The organism is Hymenobacter aranciens (assembly GCF_030580865.1).
GTDB lineage: Bacteria > Bacteroidota > Bacteroidia > Cytophagales > Hymenobacteraceae > Hymenobacter > Hymenobacter aranciens.
Map to the genome: position 1 here is coordinate 69,925 of NZ_JAUQSY010000008.1, position 24,356 is coordinate 94,280.

Annotated in this window: 8 protein-coding genes and 1 pseudogene; 7 read left to right on the plus strand and 2 right to left on the minus strand. The window is 70.2% G+C overall.

Annotated elements, in window-relative coordinates:
- The first annotated feature begins 179 nt into the window (after positions 1–179).
- On the plus strand, positions 180–2,147 hold the full coding sequence (locus Q5H93_RS13090) for an alpha-amylase family glycosyl hydrolase (RefSeq protein WP_305006993.1): 1,968 nt from the start codon (positions 180–182) through the stop codon (positions 2,145–2,147).
- Between the two features lie 134 nt (positions 2,148–2,281).
- Here the strand turns inward: Q5H93_RS13090 and Q5H93_RS13095 are convergent, their stop codons facing one another.
- Positions 2,282–2,911, minus strand: coding sequence for a nitroreductase family protein (locus Q5H93_RS13095; RefSeq protein WP_305006994.1), 630 nt, complete (start codon positions 2,909–2,911; stop codon positions 2,282–2,284).
- Positions 2,912–3,289: 378 nt separating this feature from the next.
- Here Q5H93_RS13095 and Q5H93_RS13100 point away from each other — a divergent pair, with 378 nt between their 5' ends.
- From Q5H93_RS13100 to Q5H93_RS13110, 3 genes and pseudogenes are all read left to right on the plus strand, one after another.
- The gene (locus Q5H93_RS13100) at positions 3,290–3,433 is read left to right on the plus strand and encodes a hypothetical protein (RefSeq protein WP_305006995.1); all 144 of its coding nucleotides are present in this window, start codon (positions 3,290–3,292) and stop codon (positions 3,431–3,433) included.
- Positions 3,434–3,650: 217 nt separating this feature from the next.
- Complete coding sequence (locus Q5H93_RS13105; RefSeq protein WP_305006996.1) at positions 3,651–9,347, plus strand: FG-GAP-like repeat-containing protein; 5,697 nt, start codon at positions 3,651–3,653, stop codon at positions 9,345–9,347.
- 339 nt (positions 9,348–9,686) lie between these two features.
- Positions 9,687–9,944 (plus strand): annotated as a pseudogene (locus tag Q5H93_RS13110) (type IIL restriction-modification enzyme MmeI); the annotation flags it as partial.
- A gap of 23 nt (positions 9,945–9,967) precedes the next feature.
- Here the strand turns inward: Q5H93_RS13110 and Q5H93_RS13115 are convergent.
- Positions 9,968–13,246 (minus strand): PAS domain-containing sensor histidine kinase, encoded by a 3,279-nt coding sequence (locus tag Q5H93_RS13115; RefSeq protein ID WP_305006999.1) that lies wholly within the window; start codon positions 13,244–13,246, stop codon positions 9,968–9,970.
- A 199-nt stretch (positions 13,247–13,445) separates the two neighbouring features.
- On the opposite strand from Q5H93_RS13115, the gene Q5H93_RS13120 reads away from it, so the two are divergent.
- From Q5H93_RS13120 to Q5H93_RS13130, 3 genes are all read left to right on the plus strand, one after another.
- On the plus strand, positions 13,446–14,180 hold the full coding sequence (locus Q5H93_RS13120) for a response regulator transcription factor (protein WP_305007000.1): 735 nt from the start codon (positions 13,446–13,448) through the stop codon (positions 14,178–14,180).
- 508 nt (positions 14,181–14,688) lie between these two features.
- On the plus strand, positions 14,689–15,306 hold the full coding sequence (locus Q5H93_RS13125; protein WP_305007001.1) for a hypothetical protein: 618 nt from the start codon (positions 14,689–14,691) through the stop codon (positions 15,304–15,306).
- 159 nt (positions 15,307–15,465) lie between these two features.
- The gene (locus tag Q5H93_RS13130) at positions 15,466–24,333 is read left to right on the plus strand and encodes an FG-GAP-like repeat-containing protein (protein WP_305007002.1); all 8,868 of its coding nucleotides are present in this window, start codon (positions 15,466–15,468) and stop codon (positions 24,331–24,333) included.
- The last annotated feature ends 23 nt before the right edge of the window (positions 24,334–24,356 follow it).

Genomic DNA, 24,356 nt, shown 5'->3' on the forward strand with positions numbered 1-24,356 from the left:
CGAGTTGCTGGCGGATGGGCGTCAGGAGCCACTTGGAGCACGAAAGTATAACCGTTTGGGCGGCCAAATAGCTCCCCCGGCGGCCGGAAAAACCCTTCTGTAACCTTAGGGCTTCATCTCTAGTTAAGCTAGCCGGCCGGCCGACTAAAGTCGCCGGCTGCTTTTCTTTTATTCCGCTTATGCCCGCCTCTCCTACTTCCGATAAGGCCGCCAGAACCGCCGCCAAACCCAAACCAGCCCCCGCTAAAACTCCCGCCGCTCCCAAAGCCGCCAAGCCCGCCGCCGCCGCTGGCACTGCCGCCCCCAAAGCGACTAAAGCTGCCGCCAAGCCCACCGCGAAAAAAGCCGCGCCTTCGGCCGTGCCGCAGCCCGGCATGGGCGCCATCCCGCACGCCGGCGGCACCACCTTCCGGGTGTGGGCGCCCAATGCCGACAGCGTGGCCGTATTCGGTTCTTTCAATGAGTGGAACGGCGAGCAGTACCCGCTTACCCACGAGGATAACGGCTACTGGGCCCTGGACGTGGCCGCTGCCAAACCCGGCGACGAGTACAAGTTTCGCATTGTCAACAAAGGCAACAAAATTGACCGCAACGACCCCTACGCCCGGCAGGTGACCAACTCGGCCGGCTCCTCGGTGGTGCCGCAGCTCGATTTCGATTGGGAGGAAGATGCCTTTCAGATGCCGGCCTGGAACGAGTTGGTGATTTACGAGCTGCACGTGGGTACCTTTAATGCGAAGGAGGGCGAAGTCGGCACCTTCCAGACGGTGGTCGACAAGCTGCCTTACCTGCGCGACATGGGCATCAACTGCATTGAGCTGCTGCCGGCTACCGAGTTTCCGGGCAGCCGCTCGTGGGGGTATAATCCGGCCAACCCCTTCGCGCTGGAAAGCGACTACGGCGGGCCCATCGGCTTCAAGCAGCTGGTGAAGGAGGCCCACCGCCAAGGCATTGCCGTGGTGCTGGATGTGGTGTACAACCACTTCGGCCCCGGCGACCTCGACCTCTGGCAGTTCGACGGCTGGAGCGAGAACGACGGCGGCGGCATCTACTTCTACAACGACTGGCGCGGCGAAACCCCCTGGGGCCACAACCGCCCCGACTACGGCCGCCCCGAAGTGCGCCAGTACATCCGCGACAACGCTATTATGTGGCTGACGGAATACCGCGTGGACGGCCTGCGGGCCGATGCCATCTCCTTCGTGCGCAACGTGAAGGGCGAAAGCGACCCCGGCGCCGACCTGCCCGACGGCTGGAGCCTGATGCGCTGGGTGAATGAGGAAATCGACCAGACGATGCCCTGGAAAATTACCATCGCCGAGGACTTGCGCGGCGAGTCGGCCATCACCGAAAAAACCGAGCACGGCGGCCAGGGCTTCGACTCGCAGTGGGACGGCACGTTCGTGTACCCCATCCGCGAGGTGCTGACGGCCCCCGACGACGCCGGCCGCAACATGCACGAGGTCACCAAAGCCCTCTCGCATAACTACAACGGCGACGTCTTCCGGCGCGTTATCTACACCGAAAGCCACGATGAGGTGGCCAACGGCAAAAGCCGCGTGGCCGAAGAAGTGATGCCCGGCGACGCCGACGGCTACTTTGCCAAGAAGCGCGCCGTGCTGGGCACTGCGCTGGTACTCACCGCGCCCGGCGTGCCCATGCTGTTTCAGGGCCAGGAGTTCGTGGCCTACAAGGAGTTCAACGACAACGAGCCGCTGCGTCTGCATCGCGCCAAGGAAAACAAGGGCCTCGTGCAACTGCACCGCGACCTCATCCGCCTGCGCCGCAACCAGGATGGCCGCAGCCGCGGCCTCACCGGCCAGCACAGCCGCGTGTTCCACGTTAATAATCAAGACAAAGTGGTGGCCTTCGCCCGCTGGGCCGACGGCCAGGAGCAACCCGGCGACGTGACCGTGGTGCTGGCCAACTTCGCCAACACGGCCTACGAGAGCTACACCATCGGCCTGCCCGCCGGCGGCCACTGGAAAGTCAGTTTCAACTCCGACTGGAAAGGCTACGACGAGGATTTCCTCGACTTCGACACCTTTGATGTGCAGGCCGGCGGCCACGGGCACGACGGCTACCCGTTCCAGGGCAGCGTGGCGCTGGCGCCGTACGCGGTGGTGGTGCTCACGCTGCAGGGCTGACAATAACCCTCGAAGGAGGAACTGTCATACTGAACGCAGTGAAGCATCCTCTCCCGCTGGAACGATTGGTTCTGGCGCGAGAGGATGCTTCACTATGTTCAGCATGACAGTCCTTTTACCAACTGCCTTAATAGCTATTTCTGCGCCTCGGCAAAATCCTCACTCTCCGGCGTGGGCCAGGCGCCCCAGAACAGGATTTCGCCCACCGGCATGCGGCTGCGGGGGGTCAGCTCGCGGCTGCGCAGAGGCTCTTCCAGCAGCTCGGCGGGGCCGGGGTAGCCCAGCGTAAAGGCCGTGACGATGTCGAAATCGGCGGGTACATTGAAGCCTTCGCGCACTTCGTCGGCGGTGAAGCCGCCCATCTGGTGCACCTGCAGGCCCAGCTCGGCAGCCTGGATGGCCAGCGTGGCCGTGGCCTGGCCCAGGTCGTGGCGGGCGAAATCATTCGGGTTGCCGTCTTTGGCAAAGGTGCGCTTGGCCAGGCCAATCACCAGCACGGGCGCCTTCTTAGCCCACACTTGGTTGAAGGGCTTAAGCGTGGCCAGCAACTTGGCAAACGCTTCGGGCTGCTCGGCCTGGCTGGCGGCGAGGTAGCGCCAGGGCTGCTCGCCGATGCAGGAGGCGGCCGAGGTGCCGGCGGCAAAAATGCGGTTCAGAATTTCCGTCGAAACCGGGGTATCGAGGTAGGCGCGGGGACTGCGGCGCTGAGTGAGGACGGGTAGAATCTCGTATTCGAGCTGGAGGACGTTGGTGGGGTCGGCCATTAGGGGCAGATTAAAACGAATTAAAAATGAACTGGGCTCTAACCAGGGCCAGCGCGCGATGTTTACCAGACCGGCAGCAAAACGTCCCGCGACCAGGGGCGGCGGGGTATTTTGCTGGTCGTTTGGCGGCGGCTAGCCGGCCAGCGTGGCCTGCCAACTCGGCCAGGCAGGTGTTGGTTTCGGCGAGGGCGGCGGTGAGGCGGCATATCATCAACCCACCAACTTGCCTGGCACCACCTGCGGCGGGTGAACCTGGACCGGCCAGCTACTTGCTCGGGCACGTCGTGCGCCTTGGTGATAATGGCCTCATGACCCTCCGCCTCACCCCCGCCCACAACAGTATGGCCGTGGCCGGCCCGCCCGTCGGGGCCGCCGTGAATGGCGTTCGACGCCCTGGGCCGCGCCGTGGCCCGCGCCACCGCCGATGCCAGCGGCACCGCCAAGCTGGCGCTGCCCGCCGGGGTGTATATAGCTAAGGAGCGGCAGTCAGACCCAGCGCCTCCTAGTGGAGTAAGCCACTGACAAGAACACCAGCCGGCCCGGCTGCTCCCCCCGGGGCGGCCGGGCTGTTGCGTAGGCCGTGGCCGGCCTTATCGCATACATATGCGATGCGCCGGCTTCCGGCCCAGCCTACTTTTGCAGCAAAGCCTGACGCTTGCTGTCTGCGGCTTACTCACAGTGGGCTTTTCCGGTCCGGAAGCCGGCCACTGCTGCGTTCTCCCCTTACCCCACTTGCCCGATGCTACACTTTTCCGCGCTTACTACCGGCTCCGCCCTGCTGGCACGGCCTTTTCGTTTGCTGCTGGCCGGCCTGGGGCTGGCCCTGCTGCCGCTGCTGGCCCGGGCCGGCACCCCGGTGCTCACGCTGCAAGCCACCGTGCCCACCGGTCCCACCGACGTCACGGCCTTTGCCGACCAGGTGGAGCTGGTGAACGCCGCCACCGGCGCCGTGGTGGCCGGGGCCGTGCCCAACGCCGGCTTCGAAACCACGGGCAGCCTCGGCGCGGGCAGCTACGGCTACGCTCCCACCGGCGCGACGTGGACCTTCTCTCCCACCAGCGGCCTGGCCGCCAACGGCAGCATCTTCGGCAACCCCGCCGCGCCCGAGGGCAGCCGCGTGGCCTTGGTGCAAACCACCAGCGGCGGCAGCGGCAGCCTGAGCCAGCAGCTGCCCGACGTGGCGGCCGGCTACTACCAGCTGCGCCTGCGCCTGGCCCAGCGCAACACTACCACGGCCGACCAGGGCGTGGCCGTGCTGATTAACGGGGTGGAAATCGGCCGCAGCGTGCCGGCCAACGACGGCACGTTTCATACCTACACCACGGCCGTGTTTCCGCTGGGGCAGGTGCAGCTGCGGTTCGAAACGGCCCGCCCGCCGGGGTCCGGCGTGGACGTGACGGCTTTCGTCGACGACGTGACCTTGCTGCGCAACGGCACCGCCGTGGCCGACGCCGTGGCCAACCCCAGCTTCGAAAACACCGGCAGCCTGGGCAGCGGCCCGCTGGCCTACCAGCCCACCGGCGCCAGCTGGGCCTTCGCCGGCAACGCCGGCATCATGACCACCGGCAGCGGCTTCGGCTCCTACACCAACCTCGACGGCACCCACGCCGCCTTTCTGCAAACCACCACCGCCGGCGGCAGCGCCACCCTCGACCTGGGCCCCCTGCCCGCCACCGGCAGCTACGCCGTGCGCCTGCGCATGGCCCAGCGCAGCTCCGGCACGGCCGACCAGAAGCTGTACCTGCTCTTCGACGGCAGCCCGCTCGACAACCTGAGCCCCAGCATCAACGGCGGCGCCTTCGCCAGCTTCACCACCACCGACCGCACCGTGCGCCTGCCCGTCATCACGGGCCCAACCCCGGCCAGCGCGGCGGCGGGCACCCCCCTCACGTTGGTGGGCACCAACCTGAGCGGGGCCGCCTACGTGAGCGTGGACGGCGTGGCCGTGGTGCCCACCAACGTGAACAGCGGCAGCCTGCGCTTCGTGCTGCCGGCCGGGGTGAGCGCCGCGCCCAGTATTGTGGTAACGACACGCTTCGGCCTGAGCAACGTGAGCACCGCCCTGGCGGGGCGGCTGCGCGTGACCGGCACCAGCCCCGCCGCTAACGCCCTGACCGCGCCGTTGACTAATTCGGCCGTGGCCCTGACCTTCACCGAGCCGGTGACGGCATCCTCGGCGGCCAACATCGCCGTCTTCTCGGCCCAGGCTGGCGGGCGCAAGGCCGGGGCGGTGAGTGTGAGCGGCAACACGGCCCGCTTCGCCGTCCCGACTGGTACGCCCCGCACCAACTTCAAGCCCGGCGAGCTGGTGAGCGTGAGCGTGCCGGCCACGGTGCAGAGCGCGGGCGGGCTGGCGGTGCAGAAGAAGGTGTACCAGTTCACTACGGCCGTGGGCGGCACCGGCCGGGGCAACTTCCTGCCCCCCGCCACCAACCCCGACCCCGCCGTGGGCACCAACCCTGTGAATGTGGTAGTGGGCGACGTGGACGGCGACGGCGACCTCGACTTCGTGACCGCCAACAGCAACGCCAATTCGGTGAGCGTGCGCCTGAACGACGGCACGGGCAGCTTCACGCCCCCGACCACCAACCCCGACTTCGCCGTGGGCGGCAGCCCCGTCGATGTGGTGCTGGGCGACGTGGACGGCGACGGCGACCTCGACCTGTTTTACTCCACCACCGGCGGTACGGTGGGCCTGCGCCTCAACGACGGGGCAGGCAACTTCACTACTTCGGCCCCCAACTCCGCCGTGAGCAGCAGCCCCCGGGGCATGGCGCTGGGCGACGTGGACGGCGACGGCGACCTCGACCTGCTCGTCGCCAACTTCGGCACTAACGGCACGGTGAGTGTGCGCCTGAACAATGGCAGCGGCAGCTTCACGGCCCCCGCCACCAACCCCGACCCCGCCGTGGGCACCAATCCTGTCAATGTGGTGCTGGGCGACGTGGACGGTGACGGCGACCTCGACCTGCTAGCTGCCAATACCGCTAGCAACACGGTGAGTGTGCGCCTGAACGATGGCACGGGCAACTTCACGGCCCCGGCCACCAACTCTAACCCCGCCGTGGGAGATTCTCCTACCAACATGACAATAGGCGATGTGGACGGCGACGGCGACCTTGACTTCGTTACGACCAACCTCTACGTCGGGACGGTGAGTGTGCGCCTCAACGATGGCGACGGCAACTTCACGGCTCCCGCCACCAACCCCGACCCCGCCGTGGGCGACCTTCCCAACATGGTGGTGCTAGACGACGTGGACGGCGACGGCGACCTCGACCTGCTCACCGCCAACTACGGCAGTGGCAACATTAGCGTACGCCTCAACAACGGCAGCGGCAACTTTATGGCCCCGGCCACTAACCCCGACCCCGCCGTAGGCAGCGTCCCCCTCGGTGTGACGCTGGGCGACGTGGACGGCGACGGCGACCTCGACCTGCTGGCCGCTAACCGCAACAGCAATACGATTAGCGTGCGTCTGAACCAGCCGCCCGCGCCGGCTATTAGTAGCATCAGCCCCGGCACGAGCACGGCGGGCACCCCAAGCGTGGTGCTCACGGGCACCAACCTGGCCGGGGCCAGCAGCGTGAGCGTGAACGGCGTGCCCGTGACGCCCACGGCCGTGACAGCCACCAGCCTCACCTTTACCGTGCCGGCCGGCACCGGCCCTACCCAGAGCATCACCGTGACCACATCAAGCGGCACCAGCGCGGCTTACACCGGCTTTGCGGTGCGGCTGCGCGTGACCGGCACCAGCCCCGCCGCCAACGCCCTGACCGCGCCGCTGACTAATTCGGCCGTGGCCGTCACTTTCACCGAGCCGGTAACGGCGGCCTCGGCGGCCAGCATCGGGGTGTTCTCGGCCCAGGCCGGCGGGCGCAAGGCGGGCACGGTAACTACCAGCGGCAGCACGGCCCGCTTCGCGGCCACGGCCAGCACGCCCCGCACCAACTTCCGGCCTGGCGAGCTGGTGAGCGTGACGGTGCCGGCCACGGTGCAGAGCGCGGGCGGGCTGGCGGTGCAGAAGAAGGTGTACCAGTTCACCACGGCCGTGGGCGGCACCGGCCGGGGCAACTTCCTGCCCCCCGCCACCAACCCCGAGCTCGCCGTGGGCGGCTATCCGCAAAGCGTAGCGGTGGGCGACGTGGACGGCGACGGCGACCTCGACCTGCTCACCGCCAACAGCGGCGACAATTCGGTGAGCGTGCGCCTGAACAACGGCAGCGGCAGCTTCAGCGGCGCCGCCGCCCCCGCCGTGGGCACCAACCCTGTGCATGTGGTGGTGGGCGACGTGGACGGCGACGGTGACCTCGACTTCGTGACCGCCAACTTCAACGGCAGCACGGCGAGTGTGCGCCTGAACAACGGCAGCGGCAGCTTCGGCGGCGGCTCCGACGTGGGCGTGCGCAGCAACCCGCACAGTGTGGCGCTGGGCGACGTGGATGGCGACGGCGACCTCGACCTGCTCACCGCCAACAGCGGCGACAATTCGGTGAGCGTGCGCCTCAACAACGGCAGCGGCAGCTTCAGCGGCGGCACCGACGTAGGCGTGGACCAATTTCCCACCGGCGTAGCGATGGGCGACGTGGACGGCGATGGCGACCTCGACTTCGTGACCGCCAACTACAACGGCAACACGGTGAGCATACGCCTCAACAACGGCAGCGGCGCCTTTAGCGGCGGGTCCAACCCCGCCGTAGGCAGCCGGCCCCGCAGCGTGGCGCTGGGCGATGTGGACGGCGATGGCGACCTCGATATGCTGGCCGCTAACAGCGACAACAACACGGTGAGCGTGCGCCTCAACAACGGCAGCGGCACCTTCGGCAGTGGTTCCAATCCCGCCGTGGACAATTCCCCCCAGAGCGTGGCCGTGGGCGACGTGGACGGCGACGGCGACCTCGACCTGCTCACGGCCAACTACAACGGCAATACGGTGAGCGTACGCCTCAACAACGGCAGCGGCGCCTTTAGCGGCGGTTCCGACCCCGCCGTGGGCAGCCCGTCAGTTGCCTGGCCTTGCAGCGTGGTGCTGGGCGACGTGGACGGTGACGGCAACCTCGACCTGCTCACCGCCAACTATGGCACCGGCACGGTGAGCGTGCGGCTGAACCTGCCGCCCAGGCCCACCCTGACCAGCATCAGCCCGGCAGCCGAGCTGCCGGGCCAGGCCGTGACGCTCACGGGCACCAGCTTCACCAGCGGCAGCACCGTCCGCTTCGGCGGCGTGGCGGCCAGCAGCGTCACGGTCAACTCGGCTACCAGCCTCACGGCCGTGGTGCCGGTGGGCGCGGCGGCTGGCAGCACGGCCGTGGTCGTGAGCACTCCTGGTGGCAGCAGCGCCGGCAGCCCGGCCTTCGAAGTGCTACAGGTGTACCGCAGCGCCAGCGCCAGCGGCTGCCTCAGCACCGCGCCGCTCACGCTCGACGGCACGGGCGGGGCCGGCACCTGGCGCTACCTGCGCCTGCCCGGCGCGGGCGGGGCCGTGGTGGCCGCCCTCGAAGACACCCAAAACCTGGGCACCGTCACGGCTGGTGTGCTGGCCCTGGGCACCGCCACCTCCGCCGCCGTGCGCCGCGACGGACTGGCCGGCCGCGCCTACCTCGACCGCAACTTCTACCTCACGGCCGCCAACGCCAGCTTCCCCGGCCAGACCGTGCGCGTGCGCTTCTTCGGCCTGAGCAGCGAGCTGGCCCGCCTGCAGGCCACCGATGCCAACGCCACCCTGGCCACGCTCAAGGCCAGCCAGTACGACGGGGCCAACGTGAACTGCGCGCTGGCCGACAACGACCCCACCGGCGAGCGCCGCCTGCTCACCGGCTCGGCCACCCAGCCCAATGGCGCCGATTGGTTCGTGGGCGAGTTCGCCGTACCCGACCACTTCTCGGAGTTCTACCTCACCGCCGCCGCCACCCCCCTGCCGGTGGAGCTGCTCACGTTCACGGCCACGGCTGAGGGCCCCGCCGCCCACCTGGCCTGGGCCACGGCTTCGGAAAAGAACAGCGCCGCGTTTGAAGTCGAGCGCAGCGCCGATGGCAAGCAGTTCGCCCGTCTCGGCACGGTGGCCGCAGCCGGCACCAGCAGCGCCCCCCGCGCCTACACTTACCTGGATGCCACCCGCCTCACCGGCCCCAGCTACTACCGCCTGCGCCAGCTCGACCAGGACGGCACGGCCCGCTACTCGCCCGTGCGGGTGGTGAATGGCGCGCGCGAAGGGGGTACGCTTCGCGTCTTCCCCAACCCGGCCCACCGGGCCGCTACCGTGGCCGGGCTGCCCGCCGGGGCGGCGGTGCAGGTGCTCGACGCGCTGGGCCGCCCCGTGGCCCGCGCCACCGCCGATGCCAGCGGCACCGCCCGGCTGGCGCTACCCGCCGGGCTGGCGCCGGGCGTGTACATTGTCAGAAGCAGCGCCCAGGCCCGGCGCCTCACCGTGGAGTGAGTTGCCGACCAAGACCCCAGCCAGCCGGGCGGCTCGCCCCGGGGCGGCCGGGCCCGGGGCGAGCCGCCCCGGCCGGCAAATATGGCCAATTTGTGCTATAGCACCGTCCCTGGGGGCGGGGGTACCTTTGCCCTAACATTAACGGGTTGCATACACTCGGAAATAAACCGGCCCCTGGCCGGTTTATTTTTGGCCGGGCTGTAGTGAGCGCTGGCCCGGCCCTGGCGGCGGCCTCCCCCCCCGACCCTCTCTCCGATGGAGAGGAGGAGCCGGCTATGCCTTTGACGGGAGTCGTCAGGCTCCCCCTTACCCCGCGCCCCCCCGGCTGCCCAGCGGCAGGCCGGGGCCACGGCCGCCGAGGCGATGCTGGCGGCCCGGGCGCAGTATGCCGGCGAGAGTCTGGCGGCCCTCTACGACCCCGCCACCATGCCCCCGGCCCTGGCCCGCGCCCACCAGGCCCTCGACCGGGCCGTGGACAAGTGCTACCGCCCGGCCGCCTTCGCTTCGGAGCTGGCCCGGCTGGAGTTTTTGTTTGGGCCCTACCAGCAGCTGAGCGCCCCGGTGCTGGGGGCTGCGGCCAGGAAAGGGTGCAAATAGGTGGGGGCTGGGAGCGGCCCCGCCTACCCCACCGGCAGCCGCACCGTGAACGTGGAGCCCGCGCCCACTTCGCTCGCCACGGCCACCGCGCCGCCGGCGTTTTCCACCAGCTTCTTCACCATGTAGAGGCCCACGCCCGAGCCGGGCACGTGGGTGTGCAGGCGGCGGTACATCTGGAACAGGCTGGCCTGCTGGGCGGACGTCAGGCCCAGGCCGTTGTCGGCCACGGCCAGCTCCATCCAGCCCTCGGCCACGGCGCAGCGCACGGTCACGCGCAGGGGGCGGGCGGGGTCGCGGTACTTGGCGGCGTTGGAGAGCAGGTTGTAGAGCACCGAGCGCAGGGTGCGGGCCGGGGCCGTCACGGTGGGGCACAGGTCGAGCGCGAGGTCGAGCTGGAGGCCGGCGGCGAGCAGCTCGGGCAGCAGGTCGAGGTACACGGCCTCGACGAGCTCGGGCAGGGCAATGGGCGCGGGGGGCTCGGCCAGCAGGTCGCTTTGCAGGCGGCCCACGTCGGTGAGGTCGGTCAGGGTTTGCCGGAAGCGGGCCACGGCGTCGTCCATCATACGCAGCACTTCGGTTACGGTCGGGTCGAGCCCGGCCAGCGGGGGCAGGTGCTCACGCAGGGCGGCCAGCAGGCCCTCGATGTTGGTGATGGGCGACTTGAGGTCGTGGCTGGCGGTGTAGACGAAGGTATCGAGGTCGGCGTTGGCGCGGGTGAGGTCGGTGTTGGCGGCGCTCAGGTCGTCGTTGAGGGCCTGCACCTGGGCGCGGGCCTGCACCTGGGCGGTGACGTCGGCGGCCACGCAGATGACGCCGTCGACCCGGCCCCGGGCGTCGAACAGGGGCTGGTACACGAAGTTGTAGTAGCCCAGCTCCGGCCCCTGCCCGCGCACAATGGTGAGCGCCATTTCCTGGGCCACGAAGGGCTGGCCGGTGGCATATACCTGGTCGAGCAGCTCGCCCAGGCCCTGGCTCCGCATTTCGGGTGCCAGCTCCATCAGCGGCCGGCCCTCCACCTCGGCGGGCGTTTTGCCCAGCAGGCGGGCCAGGGGCGGGTTGGCAAACTCCAGGACGTAGTCGGGCCCGCGGTAGACGCAGATGGCCACCGGGGCCTGCTCGAAGATGCGCTGCAGCTCCTGCTGCTGGGTTTCGACCTGCCGGCGGGCCTGCACCTGGGCCGTTACCTCCACGCCCATCGACAGGATGCCCACGGCACGCCGCTGGGCGTCGAAAACCGGGTTGAGCGAGAAGTTGTAGTAGCCCTCGGCCAGCTCGCCGGTGTCGGCCCGGCGCAGCTGCACCGGCGTTTCGCTGAAGTGCGCCGGCACGCCCGTGGCCATCACCCCGGCCATGAGCTGCGGGTAGCCCTGGGCGGCCACTTCGGGCAGGGCCTCGGCGTAGGGCCGGCCCAGCACCTGGGCCGGAGAGCGGCCCCAGATGGTGGCGATGGCGTCGTTGGCCAGCTCGATAACCAGCCCGGGCCCGCGCATGAAGGCCGTGGCCACCGGGGCCTGCTCGATGATGCTGCGCAGCTCGGCCTGGGCGGCCTCGCGGGCCAGCCGGTCCAGCACCGGCGCGGTCACGTCGTAGGCAAAGGCGGCCACGCCCGCGATGCGGCCCTGCTCGCGGTAGGCCTGGTACACCAGCGTGACGTAGCGGGGGCTGCCGGGCTGCAGCACGGCCAGGGGCAGCTCGGGCACCAGCTGGCCCTCGCCGGTGGCATACACCTGGTCGAGCAGCTGGCTCAGGCCGGCGGCCCGGATGCGGGGGTACACTGCTTCCAGGGTGTGGTTGCGCACGGGGCCGGCCCAGTCGTCGGGCGGAAACAGCTCCTCGAAGGCGGGGTTGTGGTAGTCGATGCGGTGGTCGGGCTCGCGCAGCAGCACCACGGCCACCGGGGCCTGCCGGAAGAGGTCGAGCAAATCCTGCCGCTCCTGGGCCTGGCGCTTGGCCACGCCCAGCAGGGCGGCCTGCAGGGTTTCGGCCTGCTTGCGGCTGCGCACCCGCTCGGTCACGTCGAGGATGAAGGCCAGGATGCCCGTCACGCGCTGCTGGCTGTCGAAGAGCGGCTGGTAGATAAGGTCGACGTAGAGCTGCTCGGGCGCGGCGGCCCCGTCGCCGTGCAGCAGCACGGCCGTTTCGGTGCCCACGAAGGGCTGGCCGGTGGCGTACACCTGGTCGAGCAGGGCAATGAAGCCTTGCTCGCGCACTTCGGGCAGGGCCTGGTCCACGGGGCGGCCCAGCACGGCCCGGTGGCCCACGAGCTGCTGGTACAGGTCGTTGAAAAAGGCGAAGCGGTGCTCGGGCCCGGTGAGGGTGGCGATGGCGGCCGGCACCTGCCCCAGAATCTGGCCCAGGGCGCGCTGCTGGGTGGCGGCCTGCTCGCGCTGCTGCTCGGCCTCGAAGAGGGCGGCGCGGGTTTCGGCCGAGCGGGCGGTCACGCGCAGCTCCAGCTCTTCGTTGAGCTGCTCGAGGCGCTGCCGGGCCCGCACCTGCTCGGTCACGTCCACGCCCAGGCCCAGCACGCCCTCAATGTTGCCGGCCGCGTCGTAGCGGGGGCGGTAGCTGAGGTTGAAGTAGCCGAGTTCGGGCGGGCGGCCCGGGGCGCGGACGAACTCGACGCGCACCTCGGTCAGGTCGAAGGGGGTGCCCTGGGTGACGGTGGCCGTCAGCAGCTCTTCCAGGCCCTGGCCGCCCAGGTCGGGCACGGCCGCGAACACCGGGCGGCCCAGCAGCGCGGCCACGGGGCGGCCCAGCAGCTGGCCCAGCATGTCGTTGGCGTACTCCACCACCAGCTGCGGCCCTTTGAATAAGGTGAAGGGCATGGGCAGGGGGCCGAACAGCCGGCCCAGCTCGGCCAGTACCTGGCCGGGGACCTCGGCGGGGGCCGGCGGGGCGGCGGCCGGCGCGGTGGCCGGGGCTTCCAGCGTCAGCAGCAGGCCCGGGCCGTGGCGGCGGGCCCGGCCGGCCAGCGGCGGCGCGGCGGGGTCGGCGGGCAGCGGCAGGGCAAAGGCCAGCGGGGCCGCGTCGGCGGCCGGGGCAGCAGCCAGCCGGACCAGCAGCGCGGCGGCTACCGAAACAGACCAGTGCTGCGCCAGGGTGGTGCCGGGCTGGGCGGGCAGCCCCAGCAGGCGCTGGGCGGCGGGGTTGAGGTAAGCCAGGGTGAGGTCGGGCGCCGTGCCGGGGGCGGCAGGCAGCGGCAGGGCGTATACCACGCCGGTGGGCAGCAAGTCGAGCAGGGCGGGCAGGGTATCGGCGGGCAGCGGCGGGCCGGGCAGCGAGGCTGCGGCGGAAGCGGACATCGGGCGGGGAGAGGAGGCCAGAAAGGGGGCCGGCAAAGATACGAAAACCACGACCGTTGAGTTAGTAACGGGCCTGGGGCCGCCCGACGCCCGCCCGCCTTTGTTAATTGCGCAACCCTGCTTACCTTCACGCCGCTACCACCGCCGGGCCAAGTGGGCCCGCGCCGCGCTGGCGCCGTACCTGTTTTCTGCAATTGCCATGCTGCCCCCTACCCCGCCAGTAGTGCTACTGGTCGAAAACGACCCCGTGTGGGCCACCCTGCTCGCCGACGTGCTGCGCCAGGAAGGCGCCACCGTGCTGGGCCCCGCCGCCACGGCCGCCGAGGCCCGCGCCCTGTGCGCCGCCGCCCACCCCGCCCCCACCCTGGCCGTGCTCGACATCGGCCTCGACGGCCCCGAGGATGGCCTGGCCCTGGGCCGCTGGCTACACCAGCAGCGGGGCCTGCCGTTGCTCTACTGCACCGCCCTCGACGATGCCGCCCGCTTTCACGAGGCCCGGCTCACCACGCCGCTGGCCTTCGTGCGCAAAAGCAGCGCCCCCACCGAGCTGCGCTGCCAGCTGGTGCTGGCCTTCGACTACGCCCGGCGGTTCCCGCCCCCCGCCCCGGCCCTGACCGCCCGCTTGCTGCTGCCCGAGGCCACCGGCCACCACCATGTGAGCGTGGCGGACCTGCTCTACGCCGAGGCCCGCGGGCGAAGCCGGGTGCTGGCCACGGCCAGCAGCGAGTATGTCGTGCATCAGCCCCTGTGCAGCCTGCTGGAGGAGCTGCAGCCCTACGGCTTCGTGCAGGTGCATCGCAGCTTCCTGCTCAACCCCGCCCACCCCTGGCACCTCGACAGTGAGCGCACCAGCATGCACCTGGGCAAGGCAACGGTGCTTCTGGGCGAGCAATACCGCGACGCCCTGCTGCGCAGCCTGCCCGTGCTGCGCTAGCCCCGGCCCCGGCCGGGCAGCGGGTTTGGCGCAGTATTTTCGGGCGTTGGGGCAGTAAATGACGGTGTTGGCGCACCGGCGCTTGCGGTGGTGAGGCCCGCCCCTGCCCGCCCGCAGCGGCCGGGGCGCGGCCAGCAAGCCGGCAGCAGGCCTGGCCGGGACGACGGTTGGGGTTTCCGGGGCGACGAAGACGTCAACCGTGACGACGTTTTTCATTTCCGTGGCGACGTTTTTCATTTCCGTGGCGACGTTTTCGATTTCCGTGGCGACAGTTGCCGTCTTCGTCACCACGTTTTTCATTTCCGTGGCCACGTTTTCGATTTCCGTGGCCACGGTTGCCATCTTCGTCGCCACGTTTTTCATTTCCGTGGCGACGGAAACGGGCGGGCGGGCCACAGGCGCTGGCACCGGGGGCGGCGGGGGGCCGTGTGGTGGCGAAGAAACCGGGTACCTCGGGGCCTGCGGGCCATTTCTTCTATCTTCTTCATTTGTTGTTACCTCTTTTCTTATGGGACGCCTCCTGCGCACCAGCTACGCCGAAGTAGCCAAAGACAAAATCGGGCCGCTGGCCCTCAACTGCCAGACCAAGCTCACCGGCAATACCTACTACCCGGCGGGCAAGACCTATGCCGAGGCCATTGAGGCCGCCCTGGCCGACTACACCCCGGCGGCCAGCATCAAAAACCCCATTCCGGAGCAAACCGCGCTGCTGGCGCAATACCGCAAGGTGCTGGATGCCGCCCTGGCCGCCGCCGCCAAGTATGCCAACGGCCTCTACCCCGACAACGAGGCCGCCCTGCTCAGCACCGGCCTGGAGCTGAGCAAGGAGCGCGAGAAGCACACCACCCTGCCCCCGCCCAAGAAGTACAGCCTGCACGATGGCACCGAGCCCGACACCCTCTGCGCCAAGGTAACCCGCGCCGACTACGCCGTGGCCACCGAAATCCGCTACACCGACGACCCCAGCCTGCCCTGGTACGAGTGGAAAAGCGTGACCACCACCCGGCCCAGCGTGCTGCTGCGCGGCTACAAGAAGAAACCCGAGGTGTTTGCCATGTTCCGCTCGGTGGGTGGCGACACCGACGACCAGGAGTTTTCGGAGGTCGTCAGCCGCGTGGTGCAGTAAGGCTCCCTTTTCCACATCCGGCCGGCCCGGCTGCTCCCCTGGGGGCGGCCGGGCTTTTGCGTGGGCGGCCCGCGTGTACCCTGTTTAGGCTACACGCTCCGTATTGCGGGATGGTTGCCCGTCCCGAGCTTTGTGCGCAAATTCATATTGCCTCCCGCTATGCAACACTCTTTAGGTATCCCTCTTGACCGCTACCCCACCCTGAGCGGGCCGCTGCCGACCGCCGCCCGCCGCTGGTGGGCAGCCGGCGGCGCGTTTCTGCTCCTGACCTTGCTGGCGCTGCTGCCGGCCCGCCTGTGGGCCGCCCCGCTGCCGCCAGCCACCGCCCCGGCCACGCCCAGCCTGGCCAGCGCCCTGCGCCCCGACGGCACCCTGCAGGCCGGGGCCAGCGGCTCGTTCGATGCCAGGGGCTACGACTTCTTCACGGCCCCCGACGGCCACCCGGTGTTTCGCCCGGCCCGCACCCAGGGCGCGGGCGACGAGAAGTGGCGCGACGGCTTTGGCCTGCCCGGCACCAACGCCACGGTGAATGCCACGGTGGTGGCCCCCAACGGCGACGTTTATGTAGGGGGCAACTTCACGACGGCGGGCCCGGTGGCGGCCAACCGGGTGGCCCGCTGGAATGGCACGGCCTGGAGCAGTCTGGGCACGGGCACCAGCAACGGCGTCAGCGGCACGGTCTATGCGCTGGCCATGGCGGGCAGCGACCTGTACGTGGGGGGCAGCTTCGGCCTGGCGGGCGGGGCGATGGCCAACCGGGTGGCCCGCTGGGATGGCACGGCCTGGAGCAGCCTGGGCACGGGCACCAGCAACGGCGTCGGCAGCACCGTCCGGGCCCTGGCCGTGGCGGGCAGCAACGTGTACGTGGGGGGCGACTTCACGACGGCGGGCCCGGTGACGGCCAACCGGGTGGCCCGCTTCAACGGCGCGGCCTGGAGCAGCCTGGGCACGGGCGGCAACAACGGCGTCAACAGCACGGTCTATGCGCTGGCCGTGGCGGGCACCGACGTGTACGTGGGGGGCTTCTTCACGACGGCGGGCACGGTGACGGCCAGACAGGTGGCCCGCTGGAGCGGTACGGCCTGGAGCAGCCTGGGCACGGGCGGCAACAACGGCGTCAATAGCTTCGTCTATGCGCTGGCCGTGTCGGGCACCGACCTGTACGTGGGGGGCGACTTTACCTCGGCGGGCACGGTGACGGCCAACCGGGTGGCCCGCTGGAACGGCACGGCCTGGAACCGCCTGGGCACGAGCGCCAGCAACGGCGTCGGCAGCACGGTCTATGCGCTGGCCGTGTCGGGCAGCGACGTGTACGTGGGCGGCAACCTCACGACGGCGGGCGCGGTGGCGGCCAACCAGGTGGCGAAGTGGGACGGCACGGCCTGGAGCAGTATGGGCACGGGCACCACCAATGGCGTCGATAATAGTGTCAGTGCGCTGGCCGTGGCGGGCAGCAATGTGTACGTGGGGGGTGGCTTCACGGCGGCGGGCGGGACGGCGGCCAACTCCGTGGCCCGCTGGGACGGCACGGCCTGGAGCCCCCTGAGCACGGGGGCCAGCAATGGCCTGCTCAACACCATCTATGCGCTGGCCGTGGCGGGCAGCAACGTGTACGTGGGGGGCAACTTTACGACGGCGGGCGGGACGGCGGCCAACTCCGTGGCCCGCTGGGACGGCACGGCCTGGAGCCCCCTGGGCACGGGCACCAGCAACGGCGTCGGCGGCGTGGTTAATGCGCTGGCCGTGGCGGGCAGCGATGTGTACGTGGGAGGTGGCTTCACGACGGCGGGCGGGGCGACGGCCAACCGGGTGGCGAAGTGGGATGGCACTGCCTGGAGCCCCCTGGGCACGGGCACCAGCAATGGCGTCGGCAGCATTGTCCGGGCGCTGGCCGTGGCGGGCAGCAACGTGTACGTGGGGGGCGACTTCACGACGGCGGGCGGGGCGACGGCCAACCGGGTGGCCCGCTGGGACGGCACGGCCTGGAGCAGCCTGGGCACGGGCACCAGCGCCACGGTCTATACGCTGGCCGGGGCGGGCAGCGACGTGTACATGGGCGGCAGCTTCAACCCGGCGAACGGGTCGACGACCAACTACGTGGCCCGCTGGAACGGCACGGCCTGGAGCAGTCTGGGCACGGACCTCAACGCCACGGTGCAGGCGCTGGCCGCGGGCAGCACCTACCTCAGCGCCGGCGGCATCTTCACCACCGTGGGCGATGGCAGCAAAGTCACGGTCGGCTTCGGGCAGTACCAGGTGGCCGACGCGCCCACCCTCACCAGCCTCTCGCCCACGAGCGGGCCGGCGGGCACCGTGGTCACGCTCACGGGCACCGACTTCACGGGGGCCACGGGCGTGAGCTTCAACGGCACGGCGGCTACCACCTTTAGCGCAGTCAACGCCACCACGGCCACGGCCACCGTGCCCGCCGGGGCCGGCACCGGCAACGTCACCCTCACCACCCCCATCGGCACCAGCAACGGCCTTCCGTTCACGGTAGTGCCGCTGACGGTGACGGGCCTCAGCCCGGCCCGCTACGCCCTGGCCGCCCCGGTAGCCACCCCGGTCAGCGTCATGTTCTCCGACAACATCAGCAGCGCCACGGCGGGCAGCATTAAGGTATTCAGCAGCCAGTACCGGGGGCAGCGCACGGCCCCGGCCGCCGTCAGCGGCAGCACGGTCACGCTCACGCCCACGGCCGGCAGCGGCTCGGCCAGCTTCCGGCCCGGCGAGGTGGTGCAGGTGACGGTGCCCGCCACGGTGCAAAGCCCGGGCGGGGCGGCGGCCGTGCCGCAGGTGTACCAGTTCCGGACGGCCGTGAGCACGGCGGGTAAGGGCGTGTTCGACGGCGGCACGAACCCGGCCGTGGGCAGCGTGCCGCTGAGCGTGGCCGTGGGCGACGTGGACAACGACGGCGACCTGGACTTCGTGACGGCCAACAGCGCCAGCACCGGCACGGTGAGCGTGCGCCTGGGCACCGGCAGCGGTACCTTCGGGGGCGGCGCCGAGCTGCCCGTGGGCAGCCTCCCCGTGGGCGTGGCCCTGGCCGACGTGGACGGCGACGGCGACCTCGACCTGCTGGCCGTGAACACCGGCAGCAACACCGTGAGCGTGCGCTTCAACGACGGCCTGGGCACCTTCGGGGGCGGCACCGACGTGCCCGCCGGCAGCGGCGCCTACGACGTGGCCCTGGCCGACCTGGATGCCGACGGCGACCTGGATATGCTGGTAGCCAACTACAGCGCCAACACCGTGAGCGTGCGCTTCAACGACGGCCTGGGCGCCTTCGCGGGCAGCACCGACGTGCCCGTGGGCAGCGGCCCCATCCGCCTGACGGCGGGCGACGTGGACGGCGATGGCGACGTGGACCTGCTCACGACCAACTTCAGCGCCAACACCGTGAGCCTGCGCCGCAACGACGGCCTGGGCACCTTCGGGGGCAGCACCGACGTGCCCGTAGACCCCAGCCCCCGCAGCGTGGCCCTGGGCGACGTGGATGCCGACGGCGACCTCGACTTGCTGGTGGCCACCTATACCAACAACACCGTGAGCCTGCGCCGCAACGACGGCCTGGGCGCGTTCACGGGCAGCACCAGCGTGCCCGTGGGCAGCGGCCCCGTGGCCGTAGCCCTGGGCGACGTGGATGGCGACGGCGACCTCGACCTGCTGGCCACCAACCTCACCGGCAACACGGTGAGCCTGCGCCTGAACGACGGCGCGGGCACCTTTGCGGGCAGCACCGAGGTGGCCGTGGGCAACAGCCCCCAGGGCCTGGCCCTGGCCGACGCGGACGGCGACGACGACCTGGACTTGCTGACGGCCAGCTACGGCAGCAACACGGTGAGCGTGCGGCTGAACCAGACGCCCGCCCCCACCCTCAGCAGCTTTGCGCCCGCCAGCGGCCCGGTGGGCAGCAGCGTGGTGCTCACGGGCACGGACTTCACCGGGGCCACGGCCGTGCGCTTCGGCATTGTGCCCGCCACCAGCTTCGTGGTGAACTCCGACACCCAAATCACGGCCGTGGTGCCGGCGGGCTTCGCCCTGGCCCCGATTAGCGTGACGAATGCGGCCGGCGTGAGCACGGGGCCGGGCACGGGCACGCAGCTGTTTGGCGCGGCGGCCTGCACGGGCAGCGTGACGCTGCTGCCCGCCGGGCCGCTCGCGCCGCCGGCGGGCAGCAGCGTCACGCTCACGGCCCAGGCCCTGGCCCCGGGCTTCCCGAGTGGGGCGGGCACGGGCTTCAACAACACCGTGAACACCACGCTGCCGCTGCCCAACGGACAGCTGCTGGTGGGGGGCAACTTCACCAGCTATAGCTTCGGGGGCAGCACCACGACGGTGAACCGGCTAGTGCGGCTCCACGCCGACGGCAGCCTGGATGCCTCGTTCAGCCCCGGCTTCAACAATAATGTGTTTGCGCTGGCCCTGCAGCCCAACGGCCAGGTGCTGGTGGGCGGGCAGTTCACCGGCTACACCGCCAACGGCACCACCACGACGGTGAACCGCGTGGCGCGGCTCAACGCCGACGGCAGCCTCGATGCGACGTTCAGCCTCGGCACCAACCCCGGCATTACGAATAATGTCGTGTACGCCCTGGCCCTGCAGCCCAACGGGCAGGTGCTGGTAGGCGGCAGCTTCACCGGCTACACCTACAACGGCACGGCCACGGCCGTGAACCGCCTGGCGCGCCTCAACGCCGACGGCAGCCTCGATGCCTCGTTCAGCCCCGGCACCAGCCCCGGCTTCAACAGCACGGTGCAGGCCCTGGCCCTGCAGCCCGACGGCCAGGTACTGGTGGGCGGACAGTTCACGAGCTACAGGTACAATAGCTCCGCGGCCACGGCAGGCCGCGTGGCGCGCCTCACGGCCACGGGCAGCCTCGATGCCTCGTTCAGCCCCGGTGCCAACCCGGGCTTCAATACCACCGTGTACGCGCTGGCCCTGCAGCCCGATGGGCAGGTGCTGGTGGGGGGCGCTTTCGGCAGCTACACGTACAATGGCACCTTGACCACGGTAAACCGCGTGGCGCGGCTTACTGCCAACGGCAGCCTCGACGCCACGTTCAGCTCCGGCACCGGCCCCGGCTTCAACAACCAGGTGAATACGCTGGCCCTGCAGGCCGACGGGCAGGTGCTGGCGGGGGGCAGCTTCGGCAGCTACACCTACGGCGGCACCACCACGACCACCAACTACGTGGCCCGGCTCAACGCCGACGGCAGCCCCGATGCCTCGTTCAGCCCCGGCTCCGGCTTCAACAACAACGTGCTGACCCTGGCCGTGCAAGCCGACGGGCAGGTGCTGGCGGGGGGCTTCTTCAACGGCTACACCTCCAACGGCACGGCCACCACGGTGAGCCGCCTGGCCCGCCTGCTCGCCGACGGCAGCCCCAACACCGCCCCCGTGCCGCTGGCCGGGGCCAGCTATACCTTCGACCCCGGCGCCAGCAGCGGCCCCACCCGCAGCGTGAGCAGCGACGGCACCTACACGGCCACCGCCACCACCGCCGACGGCTGCACCTACACCTCCAACAGCGTGGTGGTGACGTTCAGCCCCGCCCCCACCCTCACGAGCCTCTCGCCCACGAGCGGGCCGGTGGGCACGGTGGTCACGCTCACGGGCACCGGCTTCGGCGGGGCCACGGGCGTGAGCTTCAACGGCACGGCGGCCACCACTTTCAGCGTGACCAACGCCACCACGGCCACGGCCACCGTGCCCGCCGGGGCCACCACGGGCAACGTCACCATCACCACGCCCGGCGGCACCAGCAACGGGGTGGCCTTCAGCCTCTGCACCGTGACGGCCCTGGCCCAGGACGTCATTGCCGACCTCGATGCCAGCGGCACCGTGGCGGTGACGGGCGCCTTAATAGACAACGGCAGCAGCAGCACCTGCGGCCCGGTGACGCTGAGCGTGAGCCCCACCAGCTTCGGCTGTGCCGTGGCCACCACCCCGGCCCCCACCAACCCGGTGCTGGCCTTCAACGGCTCGCAGTACGCCGAAGGCACCAGCACCTTGCTGCCGCAGGGCAACGCCGCCCGCACCCTCGAAACCTGGGTGTACCGGAGTGGGGGCAGCGGCTTCCAGGTGCTGCTCAACTACGGCACCGCCACCACCAGCCAGCGCGCCTCGCTGATGCTCAACGGCAGCGGCCAGCTCTACTACGCGGGCGAGAACAACGACCTGACGGGCGGGCCCACCCTGGCGCTCAACACCTGGAACCACGTGGCCGCCACCTTCGACGGCACCACCCTGCGCCTGTATGTGAACGGAACGCAGATTAACAGCCAGGCCAAGACCTTCAACACCACCGGCACCACCTGGCGCATCGCCCGCCGGGTGGTGCCCGGCGGCACGGAATACTTCAACGGCCGCCTCGACGAGGTGCGGGTGTGGGACCGCGCCCTGACCCCGGACGAGGTGGCCCAGAGCGCCGCCCGGCTCAACCCGGCCGGGCTGAGCGGGCTGGTGGCCCGCTGGGACATGCGCGAAGGCACCGGCACCAGTCTGGCCGACGCCACCGGCAACAGCAGCCCCGGCACCCTCTACAACACCCCCACCTGGCTGACGCCCGGCATCGCCTACGCCAACCCGGTGGTGCTGACCGCCGCCAACGGCTCCGGCGGCAGCGCCACGGCCAACGGCAGCGTGCTGGTGCAGGACACCGCCGCGCCCACGGCGGGCGTGAGCCTGCCCGCCGCCCCGGCCCTGGCCCTAAGCAACGTGCCCGAAGCCGCCGACTACGGCCTGCTGTACCAGCTCGATATGCAGACCAACAACAACTTCGGCACCCTGCCGGCCGTGCCCTACACGGTAAACAACTCGGCCACCACCCTGCCCGCCAACCCCGCCCGCGTGGCCTACTTTATGGAGCTCGACAACGGCAGCGGCAGCAAGTGGGTGTGGGCCTCGATGGATAACTTCGCCGCCAACCTCACCCAGCTCGGCCTGCCCCACCGCTTGGCCAACCCCGTGGCCTGGCACCGGAGCGTGACGAACCTGAGCGTGTTCAGCAACAACGGCGGCAGTCTGGTAACGGGCAGCAACCTCGGCACCGGCCGCGTCGAGATGTGGCCCAGCGACTACACCGCCGCCAACGCCGACGCCGTGACCGGGGCCAGCGGCAGCACCTTCGACTTTGGCGACGGTGGCTTTAGCACGAACAACGGCTACGGCTCGTTCCAGGTGCACAACCTGACCGACCGGCAAACCGTGCTGGCTTACAATGCCTGGCACAAAGGGGATGTCGACGATATAGGCATCGGCAACCAACCCAGCGGCAACCCCGACTGGACCTTTGCGGCCAACGCGGGCAGCTACACCGTCAGGCGCCTGTACATCCTGGTGCCCAATCCCGGCCGCTTCGTGCAGCCCGCCACGGTGGAGCTGGACGCGAGCGGCGCGGCCACGGTGACGGCCGCGCAGGTGTACCGGGGCAACGCCACCGACAACTGCGGCACCGTGAACGTGAGCGTGAGCCCCAGCAGCTTTAGCTGCGCCAACCTGGGGCCCAACCCCGTGACCGTGACCCTGAGCGACGACCGCGGCAGCACCAGCAGCCAAACCACCACCGTGACGGTGGCCCCGCCGCCGACGGCCACCACCACCACCTGGGACGGCAGCGCCAGCACCGCCTGGACCGACTGCGCCAACTGGAGCTACGGCCTCGTGCCCTCGGCCACCATCAGCGCCGTGCTGCCCGCCGGCATGCCGAACTACCCCAGCCTGGGCGCCGGCACCTACGAGGTGCGGGACCTGACCGTGGCCAGCGGCGCGGCCCTCACCACCGATGCCGCCACCACGCTGCGCCTCACGGGTAATTATACCAACAACGGCGGCACCCTCACGCTCCTCGGGCCGGTGGTGTTCGCCGGGTCGGCGGCCTCCCAAACCGTGGGCGGCAGCGCCGTCACCAGCTTCCGCGCCGTGACGGTGGACAAAGCCAGCGGCACGCTGAGCCTAGCCCAGAATGTGTACATCAACACCAGCCTGACCATGACCAGCGGCCTGCTCACCACCGGCCCGGGTTACAAGGTGACCCTGCGCAGCATCGCCACGCTCACCGAAACCGACGCCAGCTACGTGAGCGGCACCGTGGAAAACAGCCAGAGCCTGTACACCGCCGGCACTGGCAGCAGCTTCAGCGGCATTGGCCTCACCCTCACGCCGGCCGCCAGCAGCGTGGCCCTGCCCGGCTACATTGTGGTACGCCGCGTGACGGGCAGCCCCGCCACCGGCGTGGCCAGCAGCAGCGGCATCGCCCGCTACTTCGACATCCAGCCCCTCACGAACACCAACCTCGACCTGACCCTGACCTTGCGCTACCGCGAGGGCGAGCTCAACGGCATCGCCGAGAACAAGCTCACGCTCTTCAAGAGCGAGAGCGGCCCCGCCGGCCCCTGGGCCCGGGTAGACTACGCCAGCTACGACGCGACCACCAACACCGTGACCCGCGACCACATCGGCAGCCTTTCGGTGTGGACGCTGGGCAACGCCGACGCCCCGCTGCCGGTGGAGCTGCTCAGCTTCACGGCCACCGCCGAGGGCCCCGCCGCCCGCCTGCGCTGGACCACCGCCAGCGAGCAGAGCAGCGCCCGCTTCGACATCGAGCGCAGCCTGGATGGCAAGGAGTTCGCGAAGATTGGCGCGAAGAAAGCCCAAGGCACGAAAGCCAGCCCGACGGATTACACCTTCCGCGATTCCACCATTCCCTCCACTTCCCAGCCCAGCTACTACCGCCTGCGGCAGGTGGACCTGGATGGCACCGCCAGCTACTCGCCCGTGCGCGTGGTGACCGTGGGCGGCAAGGGCGGCCTCACGCTGTATCCCAACCCCGCCCGCACCAGCGTGGCCGTGGCCGGGCTGGGCGCCGGCGCCAAGGTGGAAGTCTTTGATGCCCTGGGCCGCCCCGTGGCCCGCGCCACGGCCGATGCCGGCGGCACCGCCCGGCTGGTGCTGCCCGCCGGGCTGGCGGCCGGCGTGTATATAGTACGGAGTGGGGCGCAGGCCCGGCGCCTCACGGTGGAGTAAGCCCAGAGCGGGCTTGTACCCTA